This window comes from Alloalcanivorax mobilis (genome assembly GCF_002864685.1).
Taxonomy (GTDB): domain Bacteria; phylum Pseudomonadota; class Gammaproteobacteria; order Pseudomonadales; family Alcanivoracaceae; genus Alloalcanivorax; species Alloalcanivorax mobilis.
Genome location: NZ_NMQZ01000030.1, coordinates 61,927 through 77,255, shown reverse-complemented (window position 1 = coordinate 77,255; position 15,329 = coordinate 61,927). Strand labels below are relative to the sequence as shown.

Genomic DNA, 15,329 nt, shown 5'->3' with positions numbered 1-15,329 from the left:
CGGGCCGGGGCGCGGTGGCGACCGGCGCGGCGGCGGCCGGCGCGGCGGCGGCAACACTTTCCATATCGGTTTGCATGGCGGTCTCTCGGTGTTGGGCGCGGTGTATCGGACTCATGGGCGAATCACACTATCGGGCGGCGGACGCGGGCGAAGTAGCGGCCTCCGCCGCCACGCATGCGCGGATCGAGCAGATCACGCAGGGCGTCGCCGAACATATTGATGCCGAACACGGCCAGGGTCAGGGCGACGCCGGGAATGATCGCCAGCCAGGGCGCCTGGAACATATAGCTGCGGCCGTCCAGGCTGAGCATGCCGCCCCAGCTCGGTGCCGGTGGCGGGATGCCCAGGCCCAGGAAGCTGAGGCCGGATTCGGCCAGGATCACCGCCGCCAGGCGGGTGGTGTAGAGCACGATCAGCGGCGCCATCACGTTGGGCAGAATGTGGTGCCAAAGAATGCGCGGGCTGGAGGCGCCCATGGAGCGCGCCGCGTGCACATAAACATTCTGTTTGGCGCTGAGCACGGCGCCGCGCACGATGCGCGATCCGGAAATGCCGAACAGCAAGCCGAGAATGACGATGATCTGCCAGGTGCCTGGACCGAGAACCGCCACCGCCACGATCAGAATGATCAGGTCTGGAAAGCACATCCAGCCGTCCACGAAACGCTGCGTGAACGAGTCCAGGCGCCCGCCGAAGTAGCCGCTGACAATGCCAATCAGCGCCGAGATCATAATCGACAGGGTGGTGGCGGCGAACGCCACGATCACCGACAGACGGGCGCCGTGCACGATGCGCGCGAACACATCACGGCCGAGTTGATCGGTGCCGAACCAGTGCTCGGCGGACGGCGGCTTGAGGCGTTCGATGGGGTTAATGGCGTTGTAGCCCTGTGGGGCGATCAGGTCGGCGCCAACGCCGGTGAGCAGCAGCAGCACGCACAATAGCCCGCCCACCGCGCCCAGCGGGCGCTCACGGCACAGCCGGCCGAGAAAACGCAATGGCTTGGGCAGGGGCCTGGCGCGCCGGGCGGCGGCTGCCACGCTGGCTGGCCGCGCCTGGTTGATCGAAGTGCTCATAGTGTTTTCCCAGGAATCACCGGTCGTAACGGACTTTTGGGTCGAGGTAGCCGTAGCACAGGTCGACCAGCAAATTGACGAGCATCACCACCATGCCGGTGACCAGGAACACACCGGTGATGATGGGGTAGTCCCGGCTGGTGACCGCTTCCAGAAGAAGCTGGCCGAGCCCGGGCAAACGGAAAATCTGTTCGATGATCACGGTGCCGCCGAACAGAATCGGCACCAGCACGCCGATCAGGGTGATCACCGGAATCATGGCGTTCTTGACGGCGTGGCGAAGCACCACGCGGCGCTCCTTGAGACCTTTGGCCCAGGCGGTGCGGATGTAATCCTGGCGCAGCACTTCCAGCATCATGGTGCGCGTCATGCGCATGATCACCGCGGACAGCGAGGCGCCCAGAATCAGGCTTGGCACAATAAAGGTCTTGAGGTTTTCCAGGGGCGATTCGAAGAACGGCGTGAGCTGACTGGGCGGCGACCAGCCCCACCAGAGCGCGGGCAAAATCACCACCAGTGTGCCCAGCCAGAAATTGGGAATCGCCAAAGCGATGATCGAGAAACTGCGGCCTATGTTGTCGCCCAGGCTTTCCTGGCGCACCGCCGACCAGATGCCCACTGGGAAGGCAATCAGCAAAGCGATCAGCAGAGCCAGAATACCCAGCTCCAGAGTCACGCCCAGGCGCGCGGCGATTTCCTGGGTAACCGGCGTGTCCCGCCACAGTGAGTGGCCCAGATCGCCGCGCACCGCATTGCCGGCCCAACTGAGATATTGCAGATACAGGGGTTTATCCAGACCCAGGGCGCGTTCCAACTGAGCACGGTCTTCCGGTGCGCCGGAGGAGTAGGCGTTCTCGCTGAGCATCAGATCGAGCACGTCGCCGGGCACCAGCCGCACCACGCTGAAAACAATGATGCTGGCAACGAAGAGGGTGGGGATCAGCGCCAGAAGACGGCGTAAAGCATAGGCACCCATGGTGATATCCCTATTCGAATCGGGCCCCATGGAGAAGCGCCAAATGCGCTGTCTCTGGCGGGGCGCGTTGTTGTTGTTTGAATGCAACTGCCCGGCGTTTTCAAGCGCGTTTCGGGTTGGGCAGATAATGGCCAAAATAGTCAACAAACATTAATTTGAGGCCGTGAAGATCGAATAATGAACTTCAATTTCACTTTAGTACGGGGGTTCTCGAGGTGTCAAGGCATGGGGTTGACGTAAATGACCGGCTGGTCTCGCACATTCTCCGGCGGTATGACTGGGCTGGCGATAGCCGATTAAATGGCTGTTTTGATAGAACTTTTTTGTCTTTAATGAGAGGAAAGCGGTTTTCCTCAGGGCACTTCGGTTGTGACGAAGGTGGGTGTTGATAGTGAAGTCGAATGACAGGCGTCAGTTTTTACAGATCAAAATAATGGAAAAGGTTAATAGAAATACATTATTTTTGCGGCCGTGCTTTGATGGTTGTTACCTAAGGAAGCGTTCGGCCCGGGCGCGGCCCCGGGCCGGAGAGAGTGCTTCTTAGGGCTCCAGGCCGTGGCGGCGCAACAGGTCCCGGTTGCGTTGGGCCCAGTGCTGATAGCGCTGGCGCAAATCGGCTTCGTCGGGCATTGGCGCGCCAACCCAGTGGCAGCGCTGCATCACCGCCCGCTTGAATGCGCCGAAGCCCCCATAGCGGCGCATGGAGAACCATTTCTTGCGCCCGCGGTTGGCGGTCACCGAGAAATTTCCGCCGAGCGGTTGCTCCCGAAAGGTGGCGGTAATGCCTACCAGGCCGAACGGGTTCTCACGCTGGCCGATTTCGCCCAGCCGGTCGGCGGCGTACAGTACCAGCGGGCGCTGATCGCCCATGGCGTCGCGCACATCCGGCTGCTGAATCTGTTCATCGCGCCAGCGCCGCGCCATCTCCAGGGCGTTGCTCTTGCCGCCCAGCCGGCTGTCACGGAACGAGCGCCTTCGCTGCCGGCGCCGTCCGCGGCTATCCACGTAAGGCACGGCGCACCACCAGAACTGGCCATTGCGGTTACGGTAAAGATAGAGGTAGGGGTGGACCCTTGGAGGTCTTCTTATCGCCTGTTCCATAATGCTGAGTTCCATTCTCTTTATTCAACATTTGCGTTCCTGCAATGTCCTGAATCATCGGCACCCGCTCTATAAAATCACCGCGCCTAATAAGACGCTATAGAGCTCTATCAAAGAGTTAAGAGCGTCATCACGAATTGCTTATGAATGGGCAAAGGCTGACAAAAAAGAGAGCCGATTTCCTGCAAGAGAAACGGAATGATTTGCGTAATACGCAAATGCGATAATGAAAACGAAACGGTGCGCCCTGAGGTAACGGCCGGTTGTGAGCGCGCTTTTTTTCGTTGTTTAGTGCGGGGAAGGAAACGCCGGGGCGGGGGACGCCCCGGCGGGTGGAGTCAGTCGGTCATCATCTGGCGCAGCACGTAATGCAGGATGCCGCCGTTCTTGAAGTAGGTGACCTCGGCGCCGGTGTCGAGACGGCTGATCGCTTTCACGGTCTGTTCCTTGCCGCCCTGTTTGCGGAACACCACGTCGATTTCCTCGCCGGGCTTGAGGTCATTGCCCAGGTTGGGAATGTCGACTTCCTCGCTGCCGTCCAGATTCAGCGTTTTACGGGTGGTGCCTTCCGGAAACTGCAGCGGCAGCACGCCCATGCCGATCAGGTTGGAGCGGTGAATGCGCTCGAAGCTTTCCGCGATCACCGCGCGCACGCCCAGCAGGCGGGTGCCCTTGGCCGCCCAGTCGCGGCTGGAACCGGTGCCGTACTCTTTACCGGCGATCACCACCGAGGGCACGTTGTCTTTCTGGTAGCGCATGGCGGCGCCGTAGATCGGCATTTCCTCACCGCCGGGCATGTGTTTGGTGTAGCCGCCTTCGATGTCCGGCGTCATTTCGTTGCGGATGCGGATGTTGGCGAAGGTGCCGCGCATCATCACTTCATGGTTGCCGCGCCGGGAGCCATAGGAGTTGAAGTCGATCGGCTCCACATCGTGCCCTTGAAGGTAATGCCCGGCGGGGCTGTCCGCCTTGATGGCGCCGGCTGGGGAGATGTGGTCGGTGGTGATGGAATCGCCCAGCAGCGCCAGCACGCGGGCGTTCTTCACCGGCTGGACATCGTCCACTTCGGCGGTCAGGCCGTCGAAGAACGGCGGGTTCTGAATGTAGGTGGACTTGTTGTCCCACTCGTAGGTTTTGGAATCCGGAATCGGCAGGCTTTTCCAGGTGTCGTCGCCTTCGAAGACACTGGCGTATTCCTTGCGGAACATTTCCTGATTGACCGCCACCATGGCGTCCTGGATCTCTTTGCTGGAGGGCCAGATGTCTTTGAGATAAACCGGGTTGCCGTCGTTGTCGTGGCCGAGCGGGTCTTTGTCGAGGCTGATTTTGACGCTGCCGGCGAGCGCATAGGCGACCACCAGCGGCGGCGAGGCGAGCCAGTTGGTGCGCACGCTCTGGTGCACGCGGCCTTCGAAATTGCGGTTGCCCGAGAGCACCGAGGCTACCACCAGATCGCCTTCGGTAATCGCCTTGTCGATCTCATCAGGCAGCGGTCCGGAGTTGCCAATACAGGTGGTGCAGCCGTAACCCACCAAATCGAAACCGAGCTCGTTCAGCGGGTCTTGCAGTTTTGCCTTGGCCAGGTAGTCGGTGACCACCTTGGAGCCCGGCGCCAGTGAGGTTTTCACCCAGGGTTTGCGGGTCAGGCCTTTTGCCACCGCCTTCTGCGCCACCAGGCCGGCGGCCAGCATCACGCTGGGGCTGGAGGTGTTGGTGCAGGAAGTAATCGCGGCAATCACCACATCGCCATGGTCGAGGTGAAAGTTCTCGCCGTTCATGCTCACGTTAACGCCGCTGGTGGGCTCGTGGTTGCCCACGGCGGTCTGGCCGCCTTCGCCTTCCAGCTTGCTGATCTCTTCGTCGTCGAGTTTCAGTTCCTTGGTGAGCACGTCGATAAAGGTGCTTTTCACGCCGGTCAGCGGGACCCGGTCCTGGGGCCGTTTCGGGCCGGCCAGGCTGGGCACCACTTCGCTGAGGTCGAGCTCCAGGGTGTCAGTGAATTGCGGGTCCGGATCGTCGCTGGAGCGCCACAGGCCTTGCGCCTTGCAGTAGGCCTCGACCAGCTCAATGGTCTCTTTCGGCCGGCCGGTCAGTTCCATGTATTCGGTGGTGCGTTCATCGATCGGGAAGAACCCACAGGTGGCGCCGAATTCCGGTGTCATGTTGCCGATGGTGGCACGGTCAGCGAGGCTCAGATCGGCCAGACCGTCGCCGAAGAATTCGACGAACTTACCGACCACCCCGTGCGAGCGCAGCATTTCGGTGACGGTCAGTACCAGGTCGGTGGCGGTGACGCCTTCGTTGAGTTTGCCGGTGATCTTGAAACCGACGACTTCGGGAATCAGCATCGCCACCGGCTGGCCGAGCATCGCCGCTTCCGCTTCGATGCCGCCCACGCCCCAGCCGAGCACGCCCAGGCCGTTGATCATGGTGGTGTGGGAATCGGTGCCGACCAGGGTGTCCGGGTAGGCGTAGGTGTCGCCGTTGTCGGTGTCGCTGGACCAGACGCCACGGCCCAGATATTCCAGGTTGACCTGGTGACAGATGCCGGTGCCCGGCGGCACCACGCTGAAGTTATCGAACGCTTTCTGGCCCCAGCGCAGGAACTGATAGCGTTCCTTGTTGCGCTCGTATTCCTTTTCCACGTTCTGCTCGAACGCCTGGGCGTTGCCGAATTTGTCCACCATCACCGAGTGGTCGATGACCAGGTCCACCGGGGCGAGCGGGTTGATCCGTTCCGGGTCGCCGCCGGCCTTGGCGATGGCGTCGCGCATGGCGGCCAGATCGACCACCCCGGGCACGCCGGTGAAATCCTGCATCAGCACCCGTGCCGGGCGGTAGTTGATCTCCTTGTCGGAGGAGCGTTTATCCAGCCATCGAACCAGCGCTTCGATGTCGTCCACGGTGACGGTTTCACCGTCTTCGTGACGAAGCAGATTCTCCAGCAGAACTTTGAGTGAGAAGGGAAGCTTGCTGAGATCACCCCAACCCTTGTCGGCCACCGTATTGAGATCGAAGTAGTGGTAGGTCTTGCCGCCGACGTCGAGGGTTTTGGCGCTTTTCAGGGTGTCCTGGCCAATCCGTGTCACTGCGCACCTCCTTAGTGAGCGTGTTTTGTGAGTCGTGGCCGGGCGAGGGTACAGCAGGGCTTTGGCCGCGCCGCCCGGCATCCCGGCGACGACTGATTATTGCTGTTTGATACTACGCCCTAATGGCGAACACATGAACCAAGGCAACAGACGCCGCCGACTATCGCCGCCATGGCCGTTGGCGATGCCTGGCACGCTCGGCGCCAGCCAGGATGGCCCATGGCGCGGCCCACACCCTTGCCAGAGCAAGGCGCGCGGTGGTGGCAGGGCACTCTTGGGGCGGGTGTTTTTTTACAGCTTTTCGCAAAGCGCGGCGCTTTATTACCCGGTTTTACTGGCCTATGCGGTCATTATCCGCAGGCTGTGCGCTTGTCTGGAACAAAGGAGCCACGGAGTGATGGAGTGGATTACCCAGCATCAGAAACTGCTGATGTTGCTGACCAACGCCGGCACGCTGCTGATCTGGCTGGTGTACGCGCAACTGCTGTACAACGGCTACAGACGCCAGCGCCGGCCACGGGTGTTGATTAACCGGGGTAAGAGCCAGGGGCCGGGGGCGTTGTGTCTGATCAGTAACATGAGTGCTGAATCGATTTTTATTCAGCACATCATTGCTCATCTGGAGACCGATCAGGGCCAATACACGCTGGACGTCACCGAGCTTGAGCAGAATTACCGCGAGGGCGATGAGCACGGCGCCGGCGGGTTGCGCGACAGCACCCGTCAGGGGCCGCTGGGCTCCGGCGAATTTCTGCACATCGGTACCTTCGATGAGGTGATCGAACGGATCGCGCGTGGTGAAGGGTTGCGCCTGAAGGGCAATGATGCCCGTGCCGCCCACGACCCGGCGCCGGTGTGCCTGCGCGCGCTGAGCATCGAATTGCTGGCGGTGTACGGTTCCGAGGACCCGCCCATCGGCGTGCGGCGGCGCTTTCTGATCCGCGATTCGGATGGCGAGCGCTGTCTGGTGCCGGAAAGCTGGGACAGCCGTCGCCTGACCGGTTGGCGCACGCGCCGCCAGTTGCATCGGCGCATGCAGGCGATGGTCGAGCGCAGCGACCAGCTTTCCTAGCCCTGCTGCTGCCCCAGCAGCGCGGAGATCTGCCGTGAGGCGAGCAACAGTTTTTCGACGTGCTCCTGCAGGGGCTTCACCGGCAGGTAGTGAATCGAGCCGACCAGCGCAACCGTGCCAAAGAACCGGTCGCCGGCCTGGAACAGCGGCGCGGCCAGGGCATTGACGCCGGTGAACACCTCCTCCGGGCCGTCCGCCCAGCCGCGTCGGCGCACCAGCTCAATCTCACTGCGCAGGCGGTCCGGGTCGACGATGGTGCGGGGGGTGCTTGCCTGGAGTGGCTGGGAAAGCACGGTTTCCAAAAGGTCCGCGGGGCCGAACGCCAAGGCGACCTTGCCCTGGGCCACCGAATTGACCTGGAAACGGGTGCCAGGGCGCAACGCGATTTCCAGCGCGGTGTGTCCGCGCAGCAAATTCAGAACCACCACTTCGCCCTCGGCGAAAGTGGCCAGCACCACGGTTTGCCCGGTGCTGTCGCGCAGGGATTCCATCGCCGGGCGCGCCAACGAGACGATGTCGAACTGACGGGTAAAGCGCTGACCAAGCAGATACAGCCGCCAACCGATGCGGTACTGATTGCCCGGCGTCTGCTGGGTCACATAGCCGTGTTCGCGCAAACCGCTGAGATGGCGATGCACGCGCGCCTTGGGCATGCCCAGTTGCCGGGCAATCTGAGTTACGCCCAGGCCCTGCTCGGCACTCGCCAGCGCCTCGATGATCATCAACGAAATCACGCCGCCGGGCAGGCTGCGTTCGTCTTTTTCCGTAGGGTCGGCAAGGGGCATATCGTCTGAATCGGCCACCGGGTCATCGTCCTGGTTGATTGAAGGAGCGTCCGCCGCCGGACGGCCTTGTCTCGGCCAGCGATCCAGCGGTCACCGTGGCTAGTCTAGCGCAAAGCGCCGCCGGGTCCAGAGCGGGTGAGACTGATGAGACTGGGGGTGTGGAGACTGGGGACACGCATGTGGTGTGAGACTGTGAGATTGGGGACACGCATAACTTCCGGGGAAGACTGGGGACACGCATCGGAAGACTGGGGACACGCATCCACCCAATCGGGGACACGCATCTTTCTCACAGAACTTTCCAATCGGGGACACGCATCTTTCACACAGCAGGAGGGCTCAGGAGCAGGCCTCTCGGGGCGGCTGAATTCATGCGTGTCCCCGATTGGAAAGTTATGCGTGTCCCCGATTGGGGGGGTTATTGGGGTAGTTGGATGTGTCGTTCGGCGAAGACGCGGTAGGCCTGTACTTTGGGGCGTTGGGCGTCTTCGGGGTGGACGTAGCGGATTGAGCTGCGGCCTTTGAGTTGGCGTGGCAGCAGGAAGCAGCGAATGAAGGTGGTGTCGCGCTGTTCGGTGGTGGGGGCGAGCACCGGTTCGGGGCCTTTCTCGAACCAGGCGGAGCCGGGCGGGTAGCTGAGCGAGCGGCCTTCGGTTTCGATGCTGATCTCGCCGTTCAGGCAGCAGCGGATGCCGGGGCCCTGGTGGACGTGAGTCCAGGCGGTGCCGCCGGGAGGGAAGGCGACCCGGTCGCAGCGCATCAGCCATTGATAGCCGGCCGGCAGGTCCAGGGTTTGTTCCAGTTTCAATGTCGAGGTGGCGGCGGGGGAGGCGCGCAGGGTGCGGCTGGCGCCGTGGTCCGCCAGGGACAGTTCCCAGCGCCACAGGGTGGCGCCGTCGGCGCCGGCGAGCAGGGTTTGTTCGCTCTGCTCGACCAGGGCGGCACCGGTGTCCAGCCACTGGGCGCCGGTGTCGGATTCCACCGACAACGCGCCTTGCACCACGAACAGTGAGCGCGCCAGCGCGGGCAGGTAGACCGGGTCCGCCGCCGCCGGCAGCGTGTCTTCGTAGAGGCTCAGCTTGAGAGCGGTCATGGCTTGTCTCCGTGTTGTTTTTGAGGAGGGCATGAGGAAATTGACGTGATTGTATCGATGAAAGATACGACTGTCTCTTTTTTTAGCATTTAGGGCTTCAAAAATCCAAAAAATCCGATAATGTATCGATCACAGCAACAGATGAGCCAGTTTGGTTGGCTCACAAAAACAACAAGCAGACGGTTTCGACGGCACCTTTTAAGTGCGTCGAGCCGAGGAGCAATGACCAATGACACAACACGCTGAGCAATCCCTGGCGCCGTCTTCCGGTTCATCGAGCCGCTGGTGGGTGGGCGCCACCAAGCACCAGTGGCAGACGTTCCGGTCCGCCTATCTGGGTTGGATGCTCGACATCATGGATCTGATGTTGTTCGCCATGATCATCACGTCGGTGGGCAAGGATCTGGGGTTCGATAAAGGCGCCGCCGGGCTGGTGGCCTCGGCGACGCTGCTGGCGTCCGCGTTTGGTGGCCTGGTGTTCGGCTTTCTCGCCGACCGCATCGGGCGCACCCGTTCAATGGTGCTGAGCATTCTTTGTTATTCGGTGGGCACGGCGCTGTGCGGCTTGTCCGCCAACGTGTGGCAACTGATGGTGTTCCGCGTGGTGGTGGGCCTGGGCGTGGGCGGCGAATGGTCGGCCGGCTCGGCGCTGGTCAGCGAGAGCTGGCCGGCGCGACACCGCGGCAAGGTGCTGGGCTGGGTGCAGAGTGCGTTTGCCTCCGGCTATGCCCTGGCGGCGATCACCGCCGCGGTGATCCTGCCGCTGTTCGGCTGGCGCTGGGTGTTCGTGGTGGGCCTGCTGCCGGCGCTGCTGGCGTTCTACATTCGTCGCCACATGGGCGAGTCGGAAATCTGGAAAAACCAGACCGAGCGTCTGACCCTGAAAGAGAGCCTGCGCGTGCTGTTCAAGGATCACGCCGCCACCACCACCTTCGGCATGGCGCTGATGATCACCGCCATGTGTGGCTATTGGGGCCTGTTCACCTGGATTCCCACTTATTTGTCCACGCCGGTGGCGGACGGCGGCGCCGGGCTGGATCTGGTTAAGTCCACCACCTGGATCGTGATCATGCAGGTGGGCGCGGCGATCGGCTTTGTGTCGTTCGGTTATATCTCCGACGCGATCGGCCGCCGCGCCACCTTCGTGACGTTCTTCGTGGTGTCGGCGGTGGCGGTGCCGTTGTATCTGCTGATTAAGGAGCCGCTGGTGCTGATGGCGTTTGGCGTGGTGGTGGCGTTCTTCGGCACCGGTTTTTACAGCGGTTTCGCGCCCACCTTCGCCGAGCTGTACCCGACCTCGATCCGCGCCACCGCTCAAGGCGTGGTCTACAACGGCGGCCGCGCGGTGAGCGCGGTGGCGCCGGCCATCATCGGCTTCTCGGCGGATCGCTTCGGGCTCGGCTCGGGGCTGCTGCTGACCTCCATGTTCTTCGCGCTGGCGGCGCTGGTGGTGCTGCTGTTCCTGCCCAAGCAGAAGGCCATCGAACTGGAGTAATTGAGCCGATCAACCGGGCGGCCACGGCCGCCTTCGAAGGAGTCAACCATGCCGATCGTACAGATCACCCTGGTGGAGGGGCGCGATGACGCCCTGGTGGAAAACTGCATTCGTGAAGTGGCGCGTTGCGTCAGCGAGCAACTGAACGCGCCCATTGGCTCCGTGCGGGTGATGGTCAGCGAGCTGCCGCCGACGCGCTTCGCGGTGGGCGATCGCCTGAAAAGCGATGCGCCGGCCTCCTGACACTGAACCAGAAGGATTGAATTTTCATGTCCCGCTCTTCGTTTGACGGCTCCGCCCTGGAGCAGGCCGCGCAACGCCTGCGCCAGGCGGCGGACAGCCACCATTACATCGAACCGCTGCGCGACAGCCTGCCCGGGCTGGGCATTGACGATGCCTACCGCATCCAGCGCCTTAACAATGACCTGCGCCTGCAACAGGGCCAGCGGCGGGTGGGCCACAAGATCGGCCTGACCTCGCGGGTGGTGCAAACCCAGTTGGGCGTGGACCAGCCGGACTTTGGCGCCCTGTTTGACGACATGGGGTTCGGCCCCGGCGAGCCGGTGCCTTGGGCGCGCCTGCATCAGCCCAAGGTGGAGGCCGAGGTGGCGTTCGTGTTGGGCCGTGATCTGGATGAGGCACGCCTGGGCCTGGTGGATGTGATCAACGCCATCGACTACGCGCTGCCGGCCATCGAGATCGTTGGCAGCCGCATCGATCAGTGGAACATTCGCATCGCCGACACCATCGCCGACAACGCCTCCAGCGGTGCCTTCGTGCTGGGCACCACGCCACGGCGGCTGGCGGACCTTGATCTGGAGCTGTGCGGCATGGTGATGGAGCGGCGCGGCGAGCCGGTGTCAGTGGGCGTGGGCCGCGCCTGCCTGGGCAATCCGCTTAATGCGGTGCTGTGGCTGGCGCGCCGCATGGCGCAACTGGAGCAGCCGTTACGCGCCGGCGATCTGGTGCTCTCCGGGGCGCTGGGGCCGATGGTCGAGGTGGCGCCCGGTGACGTGATCGAGGCGCGGGTGTCCGGCCTGGGGTCGGTGCGCGCGGTGTTCGATCAGGCGCCGGACGACAACGCCAACCCACAGGAGAACACGCAATGACCCGTATCGACGACATCGCCACGCGCCTGGACGAGGCCGCCTTCAGCGCCCGCGCGATGGCGCAGATCGACCCGGACGGCAAGCTGCCGCTGGCGGACGCTTATGAGATCCAGCGCCGCTCGGTGGCGCGCCGGCTGGCCCGGGGCGAGCGCCCGGTGGGCATCAAGATGGGCTTCACCAGCCGCGCCAAGATGATCCAGATGGGCGTTGACGATGTGATTTGGGGCCGGCTCACCAGCGGCATGCAAGTGGACGATGGCGGCACGCTGGATCTGAGCCGTTTTATTCACCCGCGGGTGGAGCCGGAGCTGGCGTTCGTGCTCAAGCGGCCGCTGTCGGGGCACGTTTCCCCGGCCCAGGCGCTGGCCGCCGTGGAGGCGGTGGCGCCGGCCCTGGAGATCATCGATTCGCGCTACCAGGATTTTAAATTTTCGCTGTCCGACGTGATCGCCGACAACGCCTCGTCGTCGGGCTTCGTGGTCGGGCCGTGGGCAGACCCGCGCACTGACCTGGCCAACCTGGGCATGGTGATGAGTTTCGACGGCGTCGATCAGGAGCTGGGGTCCAGCGCCGCGCTGTTGGGCCACCCGCTGCGTGCCCTGGCCGCCGCCGCGCGCGTCGCCGAAGAGGCCGGCGAGCCGTTGCCGGCCGGCGCCATCGTGATGGCCGGCGCCGCCACCTCGGCGCAATGGTTGCGCCCGGGTATCCATGTGCAGCTTGAAGTGGAGCGTCTGGGTCGGGTCGGCTTTCATGTCGGCGCCTGAACCCTGCCTCTGTCTACTGCCCGATGCGGGCTGGAGTAACGGTTATGAGTGAACCAATCAAAGTGGCGATCATCGGTTCCGGCAACATCGGCACCGACCTGATGATCAAGATCCTGCGCCACGGCAAGCATCTGGAAGTGGGCGCCATGGTCGGCATCGACCCGGCGTCCGACGGCCTGGCCCGGGCCCGGCGCCTGGGCGTGCCGATTACCGCCGAGGGCATCGACGGGCTGCTGGCGATGGACGGTTTCAAGGACATCAAGGTGGTGTTCGACGCCACCTCCGCCGGCGCCCACGCCCATCATTACGAACGGCTCAAACCCCATGGCATCAAGGTAATCGACCTGACCCCGGCGGCCATCGGCCCCTACGTGATTCCCTCGATCAACCTGGACGACGAGCTCGACGCCGACAACATCAACATGGTCACCTGTGGTGGCCAGGCCACCATCCCCATGGTGGCGGCGGTGGCGCGGGTGGCCAAGGTGCATTACGGCGAGATCGTGGCTTCGATCAGCAGTAAGTCCGCCGGGCCGGGCACCCGCGCCAACATCGACGAATTCACCGAGACCACCTCGCTGGCGATTGAAAAGCTCGGTGGCGCCACCCGTGGCAAGGCGATCATCGTGCTGAACCCGGCGGAGCCGCCGTTGATCATGCGCGACACCGTGTTCGTGCTGTGCGAAAACGCCGACCGCGAGCGGATCGAAGCGTCGATCAACGCGATGGCCGACACAGTGCGCGGCTACGTGCCCGGCTATCGGCTCAAGCAGAAAGTGCAGTTCGAAGAGATCCCCGCCGACGCGCCGGTGAACGTGCCCGGTCTGGGTAAGCTCAGCGGTTTGAAAGTGTCGGTGTTCCTGGAAGTGGAAGGCGCCGCGCACTACCTGCCCGCCTACGCCGGCAACCTGGACATCATGACCTCGGCGGCGATGGCCTGCGCCGAACGACTGGCCGAGACGCGGCTCACTCAACTGGAGGCCCGGCAATGAGCAAGCTGTATATTTCCGATGTCACCCTGCGCGATGGCAGCCACGCCATTCGCCATCAGTACAGCGTGGATAACGCGCGACAGATCGCCAAGGCGCTCGACGACGCCAAAGTGGACTCCATTGAAGTGGCCCACGGCGATGGCCTCCAGGGCTCCAGCTTCAACTACGGCTTTGGCGCGCACAGCGACGTGGAATGGATCGAAGCGGTGGCGGACGTCACCCAGCACGCCATGATCACTACGCTGCTGCTGCCCGGCATCGCCACCATTCATGACCTGAAAGCCGCCTACACCGCCGGCGCCCGCGGCGCCCGCATCGCCACTCACTGCACCGAGGCGGATGTCTCCCGGCAGCACATTGAGAAAGCGCGGGAGATGGGCATGGACACGGTCGGCTTTCTGATGATGAGCCACATGAACACGCCCGAAGGCCTCGCCGAACAGGCCAAACTGATGGAAAGCTACGGCGCGCAGACCGTGTACGTGGTGGACTCCGGCGGCGCCATGAACATGAACGACGTGCGCGCCCGGGTGCGCGCTTGCCGGGACCTGCTTGACCCGGCCACCGGCATGGGCATCCACGCCCACCATAACCTGAGCCTGGGCGTGGCCAATTCCATCGCCGCGGTGGAAGAGGGCGTGAATCGCGTGGACGCCAGCCTGGCGGGCATGGGCGCCGGCGCCGGCAACGCGCCGCTGGAAGTGTTCATCGCCGCCGCCGAGAAGCTGGGCTGGGAGCACGGTTGCGACCTGTATAAATTAATGGACGCCGCCGACGACATCGTGCGGCCGCTGCAGGATCGGCCGGTGCAAGTGGACCGCGAAACCCTGGCGCTCGGCTACGCCGGTGTTTACTCCAGTTTCCTGCGCCACGCCGAAGCCGCCGCCAAGCGCTACGATCTTAAGACCGTGGATATTCTGGTGGAGCTGGGGCGGCGCAAGATGGTGGGTGGCCAGGAAGACATGATTGTCGATGTGGCGTTGGATTTGTTGAAAGGCTAGAGGGTGGACGTCGGACGTCGGACGTCGGACGCCAAGATCAAAATCAAACCTGTTGCTGGCTGGGCGGAACGCCGCCCTGCCTCTCCTACAAAAAAACACGCTCCCTCTACAGCGCCGCGTAGGGCAGGCCGGCAGCGGCCCGACTGAAAACTGAACCTCTATTCTTTCGGACAGTCGCCAATCCGTTCCGCCTGGCCTTGCACTTGAGTGGTGCGGGTTTCGCCTTGCACGGTAGTGGCGACCTCCAGGTTGATGCGGTAGGCGCGTGGGCTTTGCCGGGTCATTTCGCCGTGGGTGACGCTGGCCGGTTCGCCGTTGCAGCTCACCGTCCAGTTCACTTGATTGCCGTTGCGCTGGTAGTCGTCCACCTGGCAGCCACTTTGCTGATTGTTGGTGAGGGCGCCGCGCAGGTCGGCGACGTCGGCGGCGCTGAGGCAGCGGTTCATGGTGCGCGCCGGCATCGCTTGCCCGCCGGGCTGGCTGGCCTGGATGGTTTGTTTCCATTGGCCCGGTTCGAGGTAGTCGTCGGCTTGGGCGAAGGCAGGCAGGGCGGCGAGGCTGAGCAGCAGGGCGAGCGATTTCGGTGTCATGGCGGCAGTCCTTGTCGGTGGGTGGCGGGCTTCTTTCTCTTCGCCTGGGCGCGGCGTGCGCGCGCCTGTCCGGGTTCAGTGGCCACTATCGCGGTCGGCGCTGGTGTTGGCAAGCCGTGCACTGGCGCCGCGCGCGCCAACCCCTATACTGCGGGAAACGTCGCCCGCTACGGGTGAAGCCCTTTG

At 63.4% G+C, this 15,329-nt stretch carries 14 protein-coding genes; 7 read left to right on the top strand and 7 right to left on the bottom strand.

All coding sequences use genetic code 11. The features are described from left to right. Nucleotides 1–122: 122 nt before the first annotated feature. From CGS25_RS14160 to acnA, 4 genes are all read right to left on the bottom strand, one after another. Nucleotides 123–1,076, bottom strand: coding sequence for an ABC transporter permease (locus CGS25_RS14160; protein WP_101675864.1), 954 nt, complete (start codon nt 1,074–1,076; stop codon nt 123–125). A 16-nt stretch (nt 1,077–1,092) separates the two neighbouring features. Next, nucleotides 1,093–2,052 (bottom strand): ABC transporter permease, encoded by a 960-nt coding sequence (locus CGS25_RS14155; protein WP_089032783.1) that lies wholly within the window; start codon nt 2,050–2,052, stop codon nt 1,093–1,095. Between the two features lie 540 nt (nt 2,053–2,592). Next, nucleotides 2,593–3,168, bottom strand: coding sequence for a hypothetical protein (locus CGS25_RS14150; protein WP_157933837.1), 576 nt, complete (start codon nt 3,166–3,168; stop codon nt 2,593–2,595). A 323-nt stretch (nt 3,169–3,491) separates the two neighbouring features. Beyond that, nucleotides 3,492–6,242 (bottom strand): aconitate hydratase AcnA, encoded by a 2,751-nt coding sequence (acnA, locus tag CGS25_RS14145; RefSeq protein ID WP_101675863.1) that lies wholly within the window; start codon nt 6,240–6,242, stop codon nt 3,492–3,494. A 397-nt stretch (nt 6,243–6,639) separates the two neighbouring features. Here acnA and CGS25_RS14140 point away from each other — a divergent pair, with 397 nt between their 5' ends. Next, nucleotides 6,640–7,314, top strand: coding sequence for a hypothetical protein (locus CGS25_RS14140; RefSeq protein WP_232802417.1), 675 nt, complete (start codon nt 6,640–6,642; stop codon nt 7,312–7,314). Here CGS25_RS14140 and CGS25_RS14135 read toward each other — a convergent pair. Both CGS25_RS14135 and CGS25_RS14130 read right to left on the bottom strand, forming a co-directional pair. Beyond that, the gene (locus tag CGS25_RS14135) at nt 7,311–8,117 is read right to left on the bottom strand and encodes an IclR family transcriptional regulator (RefSeq protein ID WP_089032779.1); all 807 of its coding nucleotides are present in this window, start codon (nt 8,115–8,117) and stop codon (nt 7,311–7,313) included. The genes CGS25_RS14140 and CGS25_RS14135 overlap by 4 nt on opposite strands. Before the next feature lie 400 nt (nt 8,118–8,517). Continuing rightward, nucleotides 8,518–9,192: a hypothetical protein gene (locus CGS25_RS14130; RefSeq protein WP_101675860.1), complete on the bottom strand. Its 675-nt coding sequence runs from the start codon at nt 9,190–9,192 to the stop codon at nt 8,518–8,520. Between the two features lie 229 nt (nt 9,193–9,421). Here CGS25_RS14130 and CGS25_RS14125 point away from each other — a divergent pair, with 229 nt between their 5' ends. Genes CGS25_RS14125 through dmpG form a run of 6 tightly spaced genes read left to right on the top strand, consistent with a single transcriptional unit; the run spans nt 9,422 to nt 14,553 of the window. After that, a complete protein-coding gene (locus CGS25_RS14125; protein ID WP_089032777.1) occupies nt 9,422–10,687 on the top strand; it encodes an MFS transporter in 1,266 nt (421 codons plus the stop codon). Nucleotides 10,688–10,735: 48 nt separating this feature from the next. Then, nucleotides 10,736–10,930: a tautomerase family protein gene (locus tag CGS25_RS14120; protein ID WP_089032776.1), complete on the top strand. Its 195-nt coding sequence runs from the start codon at nt 10,736–10,738 to the stop codon at nt 10,928–10,930. A 26-nt stretch (nt 10,931–10,956) separates the two neighbouring features. Then, nucleotides 10,957–11,796 carry a 2-keto-4-pentenoate hydratase gene (locus CGS25_RS14115; protein WP_101675859.1) on the top strand — a complete coding sequence of 280 codons (840 nt, stop codon included), beginning with the start codon at nt 10,957–10,959 and terminating at the stop codon, nt 11,794–11,796. After that, nucleotides 11,793–12,560, top strand: coding sequence for a 2-keto-4-pentenoate hydratase (locus CGS25_RS14110; protein ID WP_101675858.1), 768 nt, complete (start codon nt 11,793–11,795; stop codon nt 12,558–12,560). The genes CGS25_RS14115 and CGS25_RS14110 overlap by 4 nt, the downstream gene beginning before the upstream one ends. Nucleotides 12,561–12,604: 44 nt before the next feature. Then, on the top strand, nt 12,605–13,552 hold the full coding sequence (locus tag CGS25_RS14105; protein ID WP_101675857.1) for an acetaldehyde dehydrogenase (acetylating): 948 nt from the start codon (nt 12,605–12,607) through the stop codon (nt 13,550–13,552). Beyond that, entirely contained in the window at nt 13,549–14,553 is a 1,005-nt protein-coding gene (gene dmpG / locus CGS25_RS14100; protein ID WP_101675856.1) for a 4-hydroxy-2-oxovalerate aldolase, read from the top strand. The genes CGS25_RS14105 and dmpG overlap by 4 nt, the downstream gene beginning before the upstream one ends. A 158-nt stretch (nt 14,554–14,711) precedes the next feature. On the opposite strand, the gene CGS25_RS14095 is transcribed toward dmpG, so the two are convergent. Then, entirely contained in the window at nt 14,712–15,143 is a 432-nt protein-coding gene (locus CGS25_RS14095; RefSeq protein WP_101675855.1) for a DUF3617 domain-containing protein, read from the bottom strand. Between the last annotated feature and the right edge of the window lie 186 nt (nt 15,144–15,329).